The following is a 14616-nucleotide window of genomic DNA, read 5'->3' on the forward strand; positions in this document are numbered from 1 at the left end:
GGACCCAGACGCCGAGGGTACTCAGCGCTTCGCAGAGTTCGGTCATGCGGGTTTTCACCGGCGCGCCGTTCCAGAAACCGGTGCGGTATTTCACGTCGACGCCGTAGGCGCTGGTGTCTTGCGAAATCACCAGCAGCTCTTTGACGCCGGACTTGACCAGACGCTGGGCTTCGTCGAGCACATCACCGACCGGACGGCTGACCAGTTTGCCGCGCATCGACGGGATGATGCAGAAGCTGCAGCTGTGGTTGCAGCCTTCGGAAATTTTCAGGTACGCGTAGTGACGCGGAGTCAGCTTGATGCCTTGCGGCGGCACCAGGTCGATCAGCGGGTTGTGATCCTGACGCGGCGGCACCACTTCGTGCACGGCGTTGACCACCTGCTCGTACTGCTGCGGACCGGTGACGGACAGCACGCTCGGGTGCACGTCGCGGATATTGCCTTCTTCCACGCCCATGCAGCCGGTCACGATGACCTTGCCGTTTTCCTTGATCGCTTCACCGATCACTTCCAGCGACTCAGCCTTGGCCGAGTCGATGAAACCGCAGGTGTTGACCACGACCACGTCGGCGTCCTGATAGGTGGACACCACGTCATAGCCTTCCATGCGCAGCTGGGTCAGGATGCGCTCGGAGTCGACCAGTGCTTTCGGGCAACCCAGAGATACGAAGCCAACCTTTGGATTGGCCGGCGCAGGAGTGGTGGACATGTCTAACCTCGGTGTTTTGTGACGTCGCTTGCCGTGTGGGAAAACCGACGGATGGGCGCTTAGGGTGCGCCTCTGATCAAAAAGTGCGCAATTCTAGCGATGAGCAACGCACTTGACCAGCTTTATGCAGGGAAATACGACGAGTGCTGCGCTATGCTTCGCGCCGTTGAGCTTTACCAATTTTTTACAGTCAACAAAACGTCTGTAACAACAGGTAAAACAGCGCATGCTGCACCACAAAGCATAGTGCTTCATTCAAAGAAGCCGGTTTGAGAATCAGGAGTGTTGGATGGGTCAGGCAAGTAGTCAGGCGGCGGGCGCCGAGCATTCGGCTGCAAAACCGCTGAGCATGCTGGTCGCGGCAGTCGGAGTGGTTTACGGCGACATCGGCACGAGCCCGTTGTACACCCTCAAAGAAGTGTTTTCCGGCGGCTATGGCGTGCCCGTCAATCACGATGGGGTGCTGGGCATTCTGTCGTTGATCTTCTGGTCGCTGATCTGGGTCGTCTCGATCAAGTACATGATGTTCGTCCTGCGCGCCGACAACCAGGGCGAGGGCGGCATCATGGCGCTCACCGCGCTGGCACGGCGTGCGGCGGGGGAACGCAGGAAGTTGCGTTCGTTGCTGGTGGTTTGCGGACTGATCGGCGCGGCGCTGTTTTACGGCGACAGCATGATCACCCCGGCGATTTCCGTATTGTCGGCTATTGAAGGCCTGGGCCTGGCGTTCGACGGCATCGACCACTGGGTGGTGCCGCTGTCGCTGGTGGTGCTGGTCGGGTTGTTTCTGATCCAGAGCCACGGCACCGCGCGGATCGGCATTCTGTTCGGGCCGATCATGGTCACCTGGTTTCTGGTGCTCGGCGCCCTCGGCGTTTACGGCATCAGCCATTACCCGGAAGTGCTGCACGCGATGAATCCGGTCTGGGCCGTGCGCTTTTTCATGGTCCACACTGGCATGGGCGTGGCGATCCTCGGCGCCGTGGTGCTGGCGCTGACCGGTGCCGAAGCGCTGTACGCCGACATGGGCCACTTCGGGCGCAAGCCGATTGCCCGTGCGTGGTTCCTGCTCGTGCTGCCGGCGCTGGTGCTGAACTACTTTGGTCAGGGCGCCTTGCTGCTGGAAAACCCGGAAGCGGCACGTAACCCGTTCTACCTGCTGGCACCGAGCTGGGCGCTGATTCCGCTGGTGGGGCTGTCGACCCTGGCCACGGTGATCGCCTCGCAAGCGGTGATTTCCGGTGCGTTCTCCCTGACCCGTCAGGCGATCCAGCTCGGCTACATCCCACGCATGTACATCCAGCACACCTCCAGCGACGAGCAGGGCCAGATTTACATCGGCGCGGTGAACTGGTCGCTGATGGTTGGCGTTGTGCTGCTGGTACTGGGCTTTGAATCCTCTGGCGCACTGGCCTCGGCTTACGGCGTGGCAGTAACCGGCACCATGCTGATGACCACCATTCTGGTGTCGGCGGTCATGCTGCTGCTGTGGAAGTGGCCACCGATCCTCGCGGTGCCGGTGCTGATCGGTTTCCTGCTGGTGGACGGTCTGTACTTCGCCGCCAACGTGCCGAAAATCGTCCAGGGCGGTGCGTTCCCGGTGATCGCCGGTATTGCGCTGTTCGTGCTGATGACCACCTGGAAGCGCGGCAAGCAACTGCTGGTCGAGCGCCTCGACGAAGGCGCGCTGCCGCTGCCGATCTTCATCAGCAGCATCCGCGTGCAACCGCCGCACCGCGTGCAGGGCACTGCGGTGTTCCTCACTGCACGCTCCGACGCCGTGCCGCACGCGCTGTTGCACAACCTGCTGCACAACCAGGTGCTGCACGAGCAAGTGGTGCTGCTGACCGTGGTCTACGAGGACATCCCGCGCGTGCCGCCATCGCGGCGCTTCGAGGTCGAGGCCCACGGCGAAGGCTTCTTCCGGGTGATTCTGCACTTCGGCTTCACCGACGAGCCGGACGTGCCGCAGGCGCTGAAGCTGTGTCATCTGGATGAGCTGGACTTCAGCCCGATGCGCACCACTTACTTCCTCAGCCGCGAAACGGTAATCGCCTCGAAACTCGAAGGCATGGCCCGTTGGCGCGAGGCGCTGTTTGCGTTCATGTTGAAGAATGCCAACGGGAATTTGCGGTTCTTCAATCTGCCGCTGAACCGGGTGATTGAGTTGGGGACGCAGGTGGAGATGTAAGCCGCGCCCTAACTGAAAAGCCCCCGTCAGCCTTGTGGTTGGCGAGGGCTTTTTTGTGGGCGGCAACTTCAGATCAAAAGATCGCAGCCTTCGGCAGCTCCTACAGGTTTCGCATTCCATGTAGGAGCTGCCGAAGGCTGCGATCTTTTGATCTTCAAACCTCTACAGGCTTTCAGGTATCTCTGTTTCAGACTCGGTCTTCGTGCGCGCAGGTCGTGGGGTCAATGCCTGGATCACGTCATCAAGCAAGGCTTTACCCATCACCGTCAGGTAATGCGCAGCCCAGGCGTGGCGGTCGGTGTCTCTGGTGAAGGCAGCGTCTTCGGTGAATGATTTGGCGAGGGACAGCAGGTCGGAGGATTGGGACAGTGCATCGAGGATCGGGATGCCAGAGCGGACATTGAAGAACGCTTGATCCGAGTGGTAGAGGAAGGGGGTGAAGCCGATGGTTTTAACGTTTGCGGTTCCGTGCAGATCAGTTTCGGTCATCGTGATACTCCTTGGTTCGAAGTGCCGTGACTTTCGTTACCACACGAAAGGGAGGCAACTGTACGCAGGGTGGTAAACCGGGAACCAAGGAAACCGGCACGCTCGAAAGCGTCCCACGCACAGCCGCCATAACTTGAAGAGCGGGCTCTTGCGCTGGTTTCTCCGGGTTACCACACCCGATCGCTGAATGGGTCAGCGACATCCGGAGAGTATCCCGTCGAAAAACAGCGCAACAGAGCGGCAAAGTGTCTGAACACGAGATTAGGAGTTTGCCTACAAGGTATGCGGACGTCATCTGATATTGCGACACCGGTAACCGGAATTAAGGTGGCGAGCAATCTCGGGGGCGGTGGATTCTTGAGTTGGCGCCACAGGAATGGGGCCGAATAAAAGGCTTGACGATCGGATATTTTGAATGAGACAAGTGTCCACGTTTTATAGAGTGTGGACACTTGGAGTTTTAAGCTTCATGAAGAGTCAAGACATTTTGCTTTTGTTCAAGATGACCAGCCTTCACGCTCAGGAGGAAAACCTCCTTGGGGTAATGGAGTCGGAGTCAAATTCGAACAGAGTCGAGGAGTTGTTGAAGCCCTACGTGGTCAGTCAAATGACGGCGGGCGGTCGGGTGGGGCAACCATTGGTCACCTACTCCACCGACGGTGAAGATACTGTATTCCGCCGACAGGATTTCGATTCGCCCTTGGACGATGAGGCGGGGTGGGAAGGGTGGTCGGAGCCGGTAGCTGTTCCGCCACTGGCGAGCTGGAGTGAAGGTTACTCGTTGCGTGCGTTGTCTGCTGCACTTGGGCTAAGCAAGAGCGAAGTTTCAAATTCCATCGCCAGGTGTCGTGTGTCCGGGCTGCTCACCAATGACTATGACACCGGACTTCCAAAAGTTAACCGGCGGCAGTTGCTAAACATCACCGAGCACGCTCTGAAATACTTTTTCCCTGTAAAGCCCGGGGCAATGGTTCGCGGCATCCCGACGGGTTTTGCAGCACCGGCACTGTCCAAAAGCATCAAAAGTGCTGGCGGACTGATTCCGGTTTGGCCAGATGCACTTGGAGCGGAGCGTGGACAGGCGATAGAGCCGCTCTACAAAACAGTGCCGGAAGCGGTGAAGAGGGACAAAACCCTTTACCACTATCTTGCGCTTGCTGATGCAATCCGCCTTGGAGGTCCGCGAGAGTGTGGTGTTGCGGTCAACATTCTAAAAGCAGGGATGGGACTGAAATAACATGTCATCCAACGCTGATCACAACTACGAGCTTATAGAGTTTGTTGCTGAGGGTTTGGGAGAGGCGTTTCTCGCGGAGGTTGCCTTTGTCGGAGGTTGCACCACAGCCATGCTGGTAACTGATGCTGTTGTGCTGGACGACATTCGCTTCACCGATGATGTTGACCTGGTGATCGAGCTGGCAGGCATTGGCGCCTGGCAGCAGCTTACCGAACGGTTGGCGGCCAGGAATTTCAAGATTACTGGCGAGGATGAAGTGAACTGTCGTTTCCGCTTCAACGACATCGTCGTTGACGTGATGCCTTCTGATCCCGAGGTTCTCGGATATGCCAACCGCTGGTTTGTAGAGGGGCTGGCGCGGGCCAATAAATTTACGTTGCCCAGTGGTACCGTCATCCAGATATTCAAACCGACCTATTTTCTCGCGACAAAACTGGAAGCGTTCAGTGGCCGTGGCGGTGGCGATCCATACCATAAAGACGTCGAAGACATCATTATCTTGATTGATGGACGTCCAGAGCTTTTAGAAGAGGTTCGGCAGGCGGAATCCGAGCTCAAAGAATTCATCACGAATGGAGTTCGAGCACTCAGGGTTCTCAGTGGCATTGACTATGTGATTGAAAGCTCGGGCTCGGTACAGGCCAATCCGGGAAGAGGGCAAATCATTCATGGGCGCATGAAAGAACTGGGCAGCGCATGAAATACCACGTCAGATCGGTAGCAGGGCGAGCCAGGAGAACCAATCATGACTTTGCTGGAGCGCTCTGTGATGGAGAAAACGGCGTATTTGTTATCTCGGACGGTACCTCGAGGGTTGGCAGTGGCCAGTTGGCCGAGTCCTTTGTGAAAGGTGTTTTAGAGGTCTGGTCAAAACACTTTGATCACGGCCTCGATATCGCTGAGTGCGAAGCTGTTGAACAGGTACTGCTTTCTATACTGGCCGACCTCCACCCCGTTTTGTTTGCAAGTCACACAGGCGCCACTTGTTATGTGGTGGGTGTCGCTGCTCATGGGAAACTCACGCTTGCGTATGAGGGTGATTGTTCGTGCGGTGTTGTGATGCCGGCAGGCGCGATCGAATGGATTACCTCGCCCCACAGTAAGGCTAACTGGAGGCGCGACCGTTCCCACTCCGAGCTGGCGCAAGATCCGGCTAGACACCGGGTGACTCGATGCTTGAAGGCGAGTCGCGCACCGAACCCTGACTTTGTGTTTCATTCATTGACCCCAAGAGAACGACTGGTATTTGCAACCGATGGCTTTTGGGCGGAGCTAACCGAGTTACAGCAAAGCTACTTGCTAGCAGCGCCGGATGGCAGCTGTATCGATGTAGAAGATGACATCACGTGGATAGATGTTCAGCTTTAGTCTCGGTATCGATAGAAGTTTCGACTGGCAGGAAGTGCTGCAAGTTTGCGTAAAAAAGCCCCCGCAGCCGTGAGGCTGCGGGGGCTTTCCGTTTTGCCGGATCAGATCACTCTGCCGGCTGATCCTTGCTCTGACGCTTCTCGATCAAGTCCACCAGGCGCTTGGCCAGCGCCGGGTAGTTCTCGTCGAAGTGGTGGCCGCCGGGCAGTTTCACCGCTTCGCCAACGGCAGTCTTGTCGGTGCAGCCGCTTTCGTCGGTTTCTTCTTCGCCGTAGATGCACACCACTTTGGCCGCTGGCAGCTTGGCCATTTCCGGGCCGGTAGCGGCTTCTTTGCCGGCGTTGCCGAGCCAGCCTTCGACTTCGATTTCGAAGCTGCCGGTGCGGGCGAAGGCCAGCAGGATGATGGCGTCGACGCGTTGCTGCTCGGTGTCCGGCAGGCGGTTGTAGATCGCCGGCAGGACGTCGGCACCGAACGAGTAACCGGTCAGAATGAAGCGCTTGGTGCCCCATTTCTGGCGGTAGTGCTGCATCAGTTCGGTCAGGTCCAGTGCGCTTTGCTCAGGGCTCTTGTGCTGCCAGTAGTAGCGCAGGGTGTCGATACCGACCACCGGGTAACCGATCTTGGCCATCTCGCCCGCCACGTCGCGGTCGAGGTCGCGCCAGCCGCCGTCACCGGACAGGAACAGTGTGACGGTGTCTTTGGCCTGACCGGCCGGCACTTCCACCACCGGGATTGCCAGACCGCCGTTGGCCTTGTCGCCGCCGACGAGGATCTTGCGCAGCTCGTTGTTCAGCACCTGCGGCAGGTTGATGTCGTAGTCGCTGATGCTGGTTTCGGCGTTCGGTTGATCGCGCACGAAACCGGCGCTGGTGTCGTCCGGGTTGTCGTTCCACGCCACCAGCCAGTGGCCGTGGGCGGCGGATTTCGGCAGCAGGTGGGTGCAACCGGGTTTTTCCAGCGCCAGGTCAACCGAGATGGCCTGGGCCTTGTCGTCCTTCTGCTCGGCCAGCCAGCGCCAGGCCAGCACAGCGCCAGGGCCGATACCGCTGACCAGCGTAGCGGGGCCATTCAATTCACGCAGGCCGGTTTGCAGCGCGCGGCTCTGTTGCAGGCAGTCCTTGGGCAGAATCACCTGAACGATCTGCGCCGAGGCGCTGCGACTCAGGGTGCTCAGTTGGTTGTCGGTCAGTTTCTGGTCGTCGTTGACCGCCACCAGGACCTGAGCCTTGGGCTGGGTGCCGGGGATGACACGGGTCATGACCGTGCCGTCGGCGGCCGTTTTTGCTTCGAGCGTCGGTTGCGGTGCCGGGCGTTTGAGGTACCAGTAACCGCCGCCGGCAATCACGGCCAGCACGATCAGTGCGGCCAGGATGTACTTCAGGGAGCGTTGAATCATCAGCGTTTCACCAATCCAGTCAAGCCGCCCGCGATCAGGGCAGCAGTATCGGCCAGCGCCACCAGCGGATCGAGGCCGGCGGGCACAGCCATATAACGGGGTTCCCAGTCAGGCTGGAACTTGTCTTTGAAGCGGCGCAAGCCTTGGAAGTTGTACAGCTGCTCACCACGGCGGAAGACCATCGAGCCCAGACGCTGGGTCAGCGGTGCACCACGCCGGGGTTGCAACCCCGACAACGGCACCATGCCCAGGCTGAAGCGCGCGTATCCGTGACTCTTATAGTGTTGAATCAGGCCGACCATCAGGTATTCCATGGTCAGCTTGGGGGCGTCCGGGTGCGAGCGCATCAAATCGAGGCTGGCCAGGTCATGGCTGAAAGTCTCGAGCAGGTTGGCAAACGCCACCGGGCGGCCTTCGAAGCGAATCACCGCAATGCGGAAATGCTTCAGGTAATCGTCGCTGAAACGGCCGAGGGAGAAACCTTTCTCGCGCACGTTCTTGCCGGTCAGCCACGCATCGGAAATCACTTTCAGCTCATCCATCGGCGCCTGGCCCGGCTCATGGATCTCCAGCGACAGACCGTCACGGGTACCACGGTTCCAGGTGTAGCGCAGGTCCTTCATCTCTTTGCCTTTGGCTTCCAGGTCAAAGCGATGCAGATCGACCCGGGCTTCCTCGCCGAGCTTGATCGCGGTCAGGCCGATGTCCATGTAGTACGGCAGGTTTTCCGCACGTACCTGATAGAACACCGGACGGGCGTGATGGATGTCGCACAGGTCGCGGAACTGCCAGATCATTTCCGCACGTTGCTGGCCGGGGCCGATCGGGTCGTACAGCGCCACCAGGCTGCGGCCACGGCGGGCGTACATCAGGAAGGCTTCGTCGTTGGGGTGGAACAGCAGCGCCTTGTCGCCGGTCAGGGCGAGGCCGCCGTCAGGTTGCGACGAGGCCATCAGGATTTTCGCCGCGCGATCGAGTTCGTCAGGCGTCGGCAGGTGAATCACCGGGCGTGCGGTACGCAGCAGCCAGGTCAGGGCGATCACCAGCAGCAGCACGGCAGCACCGAGCAACGAACGCAGGCCGCGCGGGGCGTCAGCATCAAGGGTGAACTGCCACCACAATTGATGGCTGTATGGAACGTCCTGATAGGCGAACAGCAGCAGCCAGGTCGAGGCGCCGAGGACGCACAGGCTGGCCACCAGATACAGCGGCGAGAACGGCAACTCGGTCAGGCGGCTCGGGCGATAGAACGAACGGCGGAACACCCCCAGCAGCGCAGCGGTGAGGGTCATCAGCGTGGCTTCTTCCCAGTCGAAGCCTTTGAGCAGCGAGAGCAGGGCGCCGACCAGCAACAGAATGGTGGTCAGCATCCACGCCGCCGACAGGCGCCGGCGCAGGCCCTGGGCGAGCATCAGACACAGCACGCCGATCAGGCTGGCGCCGAAGTGTGAGGCGTCGACCAAGCGATGCGGGATCAGAAAGCCGATGTGCTCAAGACGCGTGTCGATCTCCGGGGTGGCACCGGAAAACAACAGCACCACGCCGGACAGGAACACCAGCACCGCCAGAATCGGCGCGGCCAGACCGGATGCGGCGCGCATGGTCTGGGTCTGGAACAGACGCTGACCTTCATTGATCAGCAACAGCAGGCAGGCCACCAGCAGCGGCAGCACCACATAGATCAGGCGATAGAGCAGCAGGGCGGCGGCCAGTGGTGCAGCGCCGAGTGTGTCGGCGAACGCGGCCAGCAGGATCGCTTCAAAAACCCCGACACCCCCCGGTACGTGACTGAGGACACCCGCGGCAAGAGCCAGCAGGTACACCAGCAGAAAGGCGCCGAACGGCGGGGCTTCCGGCAGCAGCAGATAAAGCACGGTGGCGGCTGCGGCGACGTCGAGGGCGGTGATGAGCAGTTGCAGTAAGGTCAGACGACGGCCCGGCAGGCGCAGGGTGCGACGTCCGACCCGGACCAGCAGGTTGTCGCGGTACGGCTGCTCCGGCAGGCGGCGGCGATAGATGCCGACGGCCAGAATCGCGCCAAGGCCCAATACGACCATGGCAATCGTGCCAAGCAGTGCCTCTGACAGACCCAGTGCGGTGGAGGCGGCGGGCAGATCGCTCAAGGTCGCGAGAGCGGCCAGCGGTGGCAGGGCACACCCCAGCGACAGGCTGGCGAACAGCGTCATGTGCGCGACTTCCGACGCCCCCAGACCATGGCGTGCATATAAACGGTAGCGCACCGAGCCGCCGGACAGCAGCGACAGGCCGATGGCATTGCCGATCGCAAACGCGGTGAAACCGCCCAGCGCCAGAGTGCGCGGCGGCAGTGTCACGCCGGCATAGCGGCTGGCCGACCATTCATAGCCCAGCAAGATGATGAAGCCGACGACCGTCGCACCCACCGCGCCGAGCAGGGCCGGTTTCGGTACGGCCAGAATCGAGTCGTGAAGTGCGTAGAGATCGAGCTCGCTCAGCAGATGGCGACAGGCAATCAACGCAATGGCAAACAGCAGCAACGTGACCGCCAGACCGATCGGCTGGCGGTATTTGCTCAATCGATCCAGCAAGCGCAGGCGCTCGGGCTTGATCGGGTGGTCTGCTGTGACGGTGTCTTGTGGATCAGACGAGTTGGCGCGCATCAATCACCTCTTGGATTGTGCGCGACAGGATGGAGGTATCCAGCCAAGTTACCAATCCCTGTAGAAAAAAATAATCACAAAATACTACGCCTCTCATCGGGTATCGGCGAGGGCGGGTCATGGATTGCAGACGTCTTGCCTGCGACTCAAGCATAGTCGCAACTCGGCGGGTCTGACGATCCTGAGCGTTTCACTGCAGCGTGACAGATCATTGTTGCGAAAGGACTTTTTCAACAGATACAAAAAAGGCCACTCTTTCGAGCAGCCTTTTTTGATGTTTGGTTGCGGGAGCCGGATTTGAACCGACGACCTTCGGGTTATGAGCCCGACGAGCTACCAGACTGCTCCATCCCGCGTCTGTGTGTCGGCATTCTACAGAGGAACGCCGGGCTGTCAACCTTGATTCTGGATAAATCTGTTCCTGTTCAATCGCTTAGCGATTTTTACCGAGTGCAGGAAAGGGTTGCAGGGCAGGCGGGACAAGGGTTTCAGCTCTATCGGAGGGCTGATTTCGATTGAGAAAATAAATTCAGAGTTGTTTTCCTACATGCGCAAAAGAACATTCAGACTACTGGTGCTATATACAGGTGTCAGTGAGATACTGCGAATCCGGCTCGCCATGTTTCCTTTTCTGTCATGACCCAGCGAAAAATCATCCACGTCGACTGTGACTGTTTCTACGCCGCCATCGAGATGCGCGACGATCCGAACCTGGCAGGCAAACCGCTGGCGGTGGGCGGGTCGGCGGATCGGCGCGGGGTGATTGCCACCTGCAATTATGAAGCGCGGGCCTATGGCGTGCGTTCGGCGATGTCGTCCGGCCATGCCTTGAAACTCTGCCCCGACCTGACCATCGTCAAGCCGCGCATGGATGCCTATCGCGAAGCCTCGAAGGAAATTCACACGATCTTTCGCGATTACACCGACCTGATCGAACCCTTGTCGCTGGATGAAGCCTACCTGGATGTCTCAGACAGCGCGCATTTTGGCGGCAGCGCCACGCGTATCGCTCAGGATATCCGGCGGCGGGTGTCCAACCAGTTGCACATCACCGTGTCTGCTGGCGTCGCTCCAAACAAGTTTCTGGCCAAGATCGCCAGCGACTGGAAGAAGCCCAACGGCTTGTTCGTCATTACCCCGGATCAGGTTGAAGATTTTGTCAGCGGTTTACCGGTGAGCAAGTTGCACGGCGTCGGCAAAGTCACTGCCGACAAACTGGGCAAGCTCGGCATCGTCGACTGCCTGCAGTTGCGCGAGTGGGACAAGTTGGCGCTGGTGCGCGAATTCGGCAGTTTCGGTGAGCGACTGTGGAGTCTGGCCCGGGGGATCGATGACCGGCTGGTGCACAACGACAGTCGCCGTCAGTCAATCAGCGTGGAAAACACCTACGACGTCGATCTGCCGGATCTGCGCAGTTGCCTCGACAAATTGCCGGAGTTGCTGGAAACCCTGAAAACCCGCATGGAGCGGATCGACAGCAGTTATCGCCCGGGCAAGCCGTTCGTCAAAGTGAAGTTCCATGACTTCACCCAGACCACACTGGAGCAGGCTGGGGCAGGGCGCGATCTGGGCAGTTATCAGTTGATGCTGACGCAGGCCTTCAACCGGGGCGGTAAACCGGTGCGGTTGTTGGGGGTGGGGGTCAGGCTGGAGGATTTGCGCGGCGGGTTTGAGCAGATGGAGCTGTTTGAACGTTGAATCGTTAAAAGCAAAAGATCGCAGCCTGCGGCAGCTCCTACATTGGAATGCGTTCCCCTGTAGGAGCTGCCGCAGGCTGCGATCTTTTAATAAAGCTTAATTCGGTCCCGGATCCGCTACCAGGCGCCCCGCATCCTTGGTCAGCGACTTGAGAAACTCGGCCTGCAACTCAGGATCGTTGCGCGTCAGTTCGATCAGGCTTTGTTCCAGCTCGCTGGCTTCTTCTTCCAGACCCAGTTCCGACAGACGCTTGACCCGGTGGACCCACTGGCTCACTTCGTCGTCTTCCAGATCGTCATAAATCAGCCCGTGCGCTTCCAGCAACTTGCTGCGCAGGTGGCTGCTGATCGCCAGGGATGAGTCGCTGTGCACGTCATCCTTGCCGTCCTCGACGCTGATCTGCAGTTTGCCGATATGGTTGAGGTCATTTTCGGCGAACGGACTGTCCAGCAGGTTCAGGCGCAGCACGCCGTTGCGGTCGGTGGTCATGTCGAAGGTCTGCTTGCCGGCCTTGACCTGCACCGGGCGCTCGCTCCACGGCAGGCTCGAATACTCCATGCGCTTGTCGCGCTGGACTTCATCGATACCGGCGAGATTCTGTTGCGCGCGACCATGAGACTGCACGTTCATGAACGGGTTGACCCCGGCAATGCCGTAGTTCAGCCAGTCCTTGGTCACGCTGTCCGGCAGATTGCCCAGGGCGAACACGTTGACCACGTTGGCGCCGACACCGGCAACCACGGCCACCGCACCCAGCGGAATCTCGTAGATTTCGCGCCAGGGCTGGTAGGGCGTGTAACGGTCGTAACGACGGGTGACCTCGAACTCGGTGACCTCGAAGGTTTTCTGTTCGTTGATCTTCACGCGACGTTGCGGCAGCTCCAGCACCTTGGGCTCACCGACATCGATCTGCAGGCTGTGATCGAGCAATTTGCGCTCGACCCGCTCTTCGTGCTCGCTGCGCTGTGACATCTGATTGGCACAGCCGCTGACCAGCAGGGCACCGCACAAGGCGGCGCCACCGAGGCCCAAGGTGTTTCGCTTGAACATGAGGTCTCTATCTGGATTCAGCGGCGGATACGGGCCTGAAGGAAGGACACCACATCGGCGACCGGCAGCGCTTGCGCCTCGGCCTCGGTACGGCTCTTGTATTCCAGGTTGCCTTCGGCAAGGCCGCGGTCACTGACCACGATCCGGTGAGGAATGCCGATCAGCTCCATGTCAGCGAATTTGATGCCCGGGCTGGTTTTCTTGTCGCGATCGTCCAGCAACACTTCGAAACCGGCCGCCGTCAGTTCTGCGTACAGTTTGTCGGTGGCTTCGCGCACCTGCTCGGTTTCGTAACGCAGCGGTACAAGGGCGATCTGGAACGGCGCGAGGGTGTCGCTCCAGATGATGCCGTTTGCGTCGTTGTTCTGCTCGATGGCCGCGGCGACCACGCGGGATACGCCGATACCGTAGCAACCCATTTCCAGGGTGACCGGCTTGCCGTTCTCGCCCAGTACTTCGCACTTCATCGCTTTGCTGTACTTGTTGCCCAGCTGGAAGATGTGCCCGACTTCGATGCCGCGCTTGATTTCCAGAGTGCCCTTGCCGTCCGGGCTTGGGTCACCGGCCACAACGTTACGCAGGTCGGCGACGGTCGGAACCGGCAGGTCACGCTCCCAGTTCACGCCGAAGTAATGCTTGTCGTCGATGTTCGCACCGATGCCGAAGTCGCTCATCAGTTCGACCGAACGGTCGATGATGATCGGCAGTGGCAGGTTCAGCGGGCCGAGGGAACCGGCGCCGGCGCCAATGGCGTCACGCAGTTCGGCGTCGGAGGCCATGACCAGCGGGCTGGCAACGCCTGGCTGGTTGGCAGCCTTGATTTCGTTGAGCTCGTGGTCGCCACGGATGATCAGCGCAATCAGCTTGCCTGGCTCTTCGGCGTGGACGATCAGGGTCTTGATGGTCTTTTCAATCGGCAGATTGAATTTTTCCACCAGCGCGGCAATGGTTTTGGTGTCCGGGGTGTCGACCAGGCGCAGCTCTTCGGTCGGCGCGGCGCGCGAAGTTTCGCGTGGCACGGCTTCGGCCTTCTCGATGTTCGCTGCGTAGTCGGACCCGTTGCTGAAAACGATATCGTCTTCGCCGGATTCGGCCAGCACGTGGAATTCGTGGGAACCGGCGCCACCGATCGAACCGTTGTCGGCTTCAACCGGACGGAATTTCAGGCCCAGACGGGTGAACACGTTGCAGTACGCCTGATGCATGCGGTCATAGGTGACCTGCAGCGAAGCCTGATCGGCATGGAACGAGTAGGCGTCCTTCATGATGAATTCGCGGCCGCGCATCAAACCGAAGCGTGGGCGGATTTCGTCACGGAATTTGGTCTGGATCTGGTACAGATTGATCGGCAGCTGTTTATAGCTGCTCAACTCGTTGCGCATCAGATCGGTGATCACTTCTTCGTGGGTCGGGCCCGCGCAGAAGTCGCGACCGTGGCGGTCTTTGATGCGCAGCAGCTCAGGGCCGTATTCTTCCCAGCGCCCCGATTCCTGCCACAGCTCGGCCGGTTGGGTGCTCGGCATCAACACTTCAAGAGAGCCGGCAGCGTTCATTTCTTCGCGAACGATGGCTTCGACCTTGCGCATCACCCGCAAGCCCATCGGCAGCCAGGTGTACAGGCCCGAAGCGAGTTTGCGGATCATGCCGGCGCGCAGCATCAGCTGGTGGCTGATGACGACCGCATCGGAAGGCGTTTCTTTCTGTGTGGCGAGCAAAAATTGACTGGTGCGCATGGTTGGCCGTTGTCGGTTGCTATGACTGGAAATGACGGAGCAGTGTACCGGCGAGATTTGCCGACGTACAGGATTGCGCTCGGGCGTGAGGCTCAACGGCGGG

11 protein-coding genes and 1 tRNA gene are annotated in these 14616 nt (G+C 59.7%); 5 read left to right on the forward strand and 7 right to left on the reverse strand.

All coding sequences use genetic code 11. From position 1 onward, the window contains the following. A partial coding sequence (locus tag DBR18_RS29655) for a radical SAM protein (RefSeq protein WP_256588833.1) occupies positions 1-709 on the reverse strand: 709 nt, incomplete at its 3' end. Between the two features lie 349 nt (positions 710-1058). On the opposite strand from DBR18_RS29655, the gene DBR18_RS21305 reads away from it, so the two are divergent. Continuing rightward, positions 1059-2900: a potassium transporter Kup gene (locus tag DBR18_RS21305; protein ID WP_371921134.1), complete on the forward strand. Its 1842-nt coding sequence runs from the start codon at positions 1059-1061 to the stop codon at positions 2898-2900. A 162-nt stretch (positions 2901-3062) separates the two neighbouring features. Here the strand turns inward: DBR18_RS21305 and DBR18_RS21310 are convergent, their stop codons facing one another. Continuing rightward, entirely contained in the window at positions 3063-3389 is a 327-nt protein-coding gene (locus DBR18_RS21310) for a DUF3077 domain-containing protein (protein ID WP_108591801.1), read from the reverse strand. A gap of 469 nt (positions 3390-3858) precedes the next feature. On the opposite strand from DBR18_RS21310, the gene DBR18_RS21315 reads away from it, so the two are divergent. From DBR18_RS21315 to DBR18_RS21325, 3 genes are read left to right on the forward strand one after another with little or no spacing between them, the layout of a single operon-like run. After that, positions 3859-4626, forward strand: a complete 768-nt coding sequence (locus DBR18_RS21315; RefSeq protein ID WP_108591802.1) for a MarR family transcriptional regulator — start codon at positions 3859-3861, stop codon at positions 4624-4626. A 1-nt stretch (position 4627) separates the two neighbouring features. After that, positions 4628-5326 carry a hypothetical protein gene (locus DBR18_RS21320; protein ID WP_003222287.1) on the forward strand — a complete coding sequence of 233 codons (699 nt, stop codon included), beginning with the start codon at positions 4628-4630 and terminating at the stop codon, positions 5324-5326. Next, positions 5323-5994, forward strand: a complete 672-nt coding sequence (locus DBR18_RS21325) for a PP2C family serine/threonine-protein phosphatase (protein ID WP_108591803.1) — start codon at positions 5323-5325, stop codon at positions 5992-5994. Before DBR18_RS21320 ends, DBR18_RS21325 begins: the two co-directional genes overlap by 4 nt. Positions 5995-6100: 106 nt before the next feature. Here the strand turns inward: DBR18_RS21325 and DBR18_RS21330 are convergent, their stop codons facing one another. From DBR18_RS21330 to DBR18_RS21340, 3 genes are all read right to left on the reverse strand, one after another. Then, positions 6101-7393, reverse strand: a complete 1293-nt coding sequence (locus tag DBR18_RS21330) for a virulence factor family protein (RefSeq protein WP_108591804.1) — start codon at positions 7391-7393, stop codon at positions 6101-6103. After that, positions 7393-10032: a bifunctional lysylphosphatidylglycerol flippase/synthetase MprF gene (mprF, locus tag DBR18_RS21335; RefSeq protein WP_108591805.1), complete on the reverse strand. Its 2640-nt coding sequence runs from the start codon at positions 10030-10032 to the stop codon at positions 7393-7395. Before mprF ends, DBR18_RS21330 begins: the two co-directional genes overlap by 1 nt. 279 nt (positions 10033-10311) lie before the next feature. Then, a tRNA-Met gene (locus tag DBR18_RS21340) sits at positions 10312-10388 on the reverse strand. 280 nt (positions 10389-10668) lie between these two features. On the opposite strand from DBR18_RS21340, the gene dinB reads away from it, so the two are divergent. Next, positions 10669-11730 (forward strand): DNA polymerase IV, encoded by a 1062-nt coding sequence (gene dinB, locus DBR18_RS21345; RefSeq protein WP_003222295.1) that lies wholly within the window; start codon positions 10669-10671, stop codon positions 11728-11730. A gap of 96 nt (positions 11731-11826) precedes the next feature. Here the strand turns inward: dinB and DBR18_RS21350 are convergent, their stop codons facing one another. Next, positions 11827-12780, reverse strand: coding sequence for a hypothetical protein (locus tag DBR18_RS21350; protein ID WP_108591806.1), 954 nt, complete (start codon positions 12778-12780; stop codon positions 11827-11829). Positions 12781-12797: 17 nt separating this feature from the next. After that, positions 12798-14513 (reverse strand): proline--tRNA ligase, encoded by a 1716-nt coding sequence (locus DBR18_RS21355; RefSeq protein WP_108591807.1) that lies wholly within the window; start codon positions 14511-14513, stop codon positions 12798-12800. Between the last annotated feature and the right edge of the window lie 103 nt (positions 14514-14616).

Origin of the sequence: Pseudomonas sp. HMWF021 (assembly GCF_003061005.1) — a bacterium.
Classification (GTDB): Bacteria; Pseudomonadota; Gammaproteobacteria; order Pseudomonadales; family Pseudomonadaceae; genus Aquipseudomonas.

What these genes read in the sequence shown, in the direction of transcription:
- DBR18_RS21350 (WP_108591806.1), bottom strand. Translation starts at nt 12,780, where the DNA reads ATGTTCAAGCGAAACACCTTGGGCCTCGGTGGCGCCGCCTTGTGCGGT.
- DBR18_RS21320 (WP_003222287.1), top strand. Translation starts at nt 4,628, where the DNA reads ATGTCATCCAACGCTGATCACAACTACGAGCTTATAGAGTTTGTTGCT.
- DBR18_RS21355 (WP_108591807.1), bottom strand. Translation starts at nt 14,513, where the DNA reads ATGCGCACCAGTCAATTTTTGCTCGCCACACAGAAAGAAACGCCTTCC.
- DBR18_RS21325 (WP_108591803.1), top strand. Translation starts at nt 5,323, where the DNA reads ATGAAATACCACGTCAGATCGGTAGCAGGGCGAGCCAGGAGAACCAAT.
- dinB (WP_003222295.1), top strand. Translation starts at nt 10,669, where the DNA reads ATGACCCAGCGAAAAATCATCCACGTCGACTGTGACTGTTTCTACGCC.
- DBR18_RS21305 (WP_371921134.1), top strand. Translation starts at nt 1,059, where the DNA reads ATGCTGGTCGCGGCAGTCGGAGTGGTTTACGGCGACATCGGCACGAGC.
- mprF (WP_108591805.1), bottom strand. Translation starts at nt 10,032, where the DNA reads ATGCGCGCCAACTCGTCTGATCCACAAGACACCGTCACAGCAGACCAC.
- DBR18_RS21330 (WP_108591804.1), bottom strand. Translation starts at nt 7,393, where the DNA reads ATGATTCAACGCTCCCTGAAGTACATCCTGGCCGCACTGATCGTGCTG.
- DBR18_RS21315 (WP_108591802.1), top strand. Translation starts at nt 3,859, where the DNA reads ATGAAGAGTCAAGACATTTTGCTTTTGTTCAAGATGACCAGCCTTCAC.
- DBR18_RS21310 (WP_108591801.1), bottom strand. Translation starts at nt 3,389, where the DNA reads ATGACCGAAACTGATCTGCACGGAACCGCAAACGTTAAAACCATCGGC.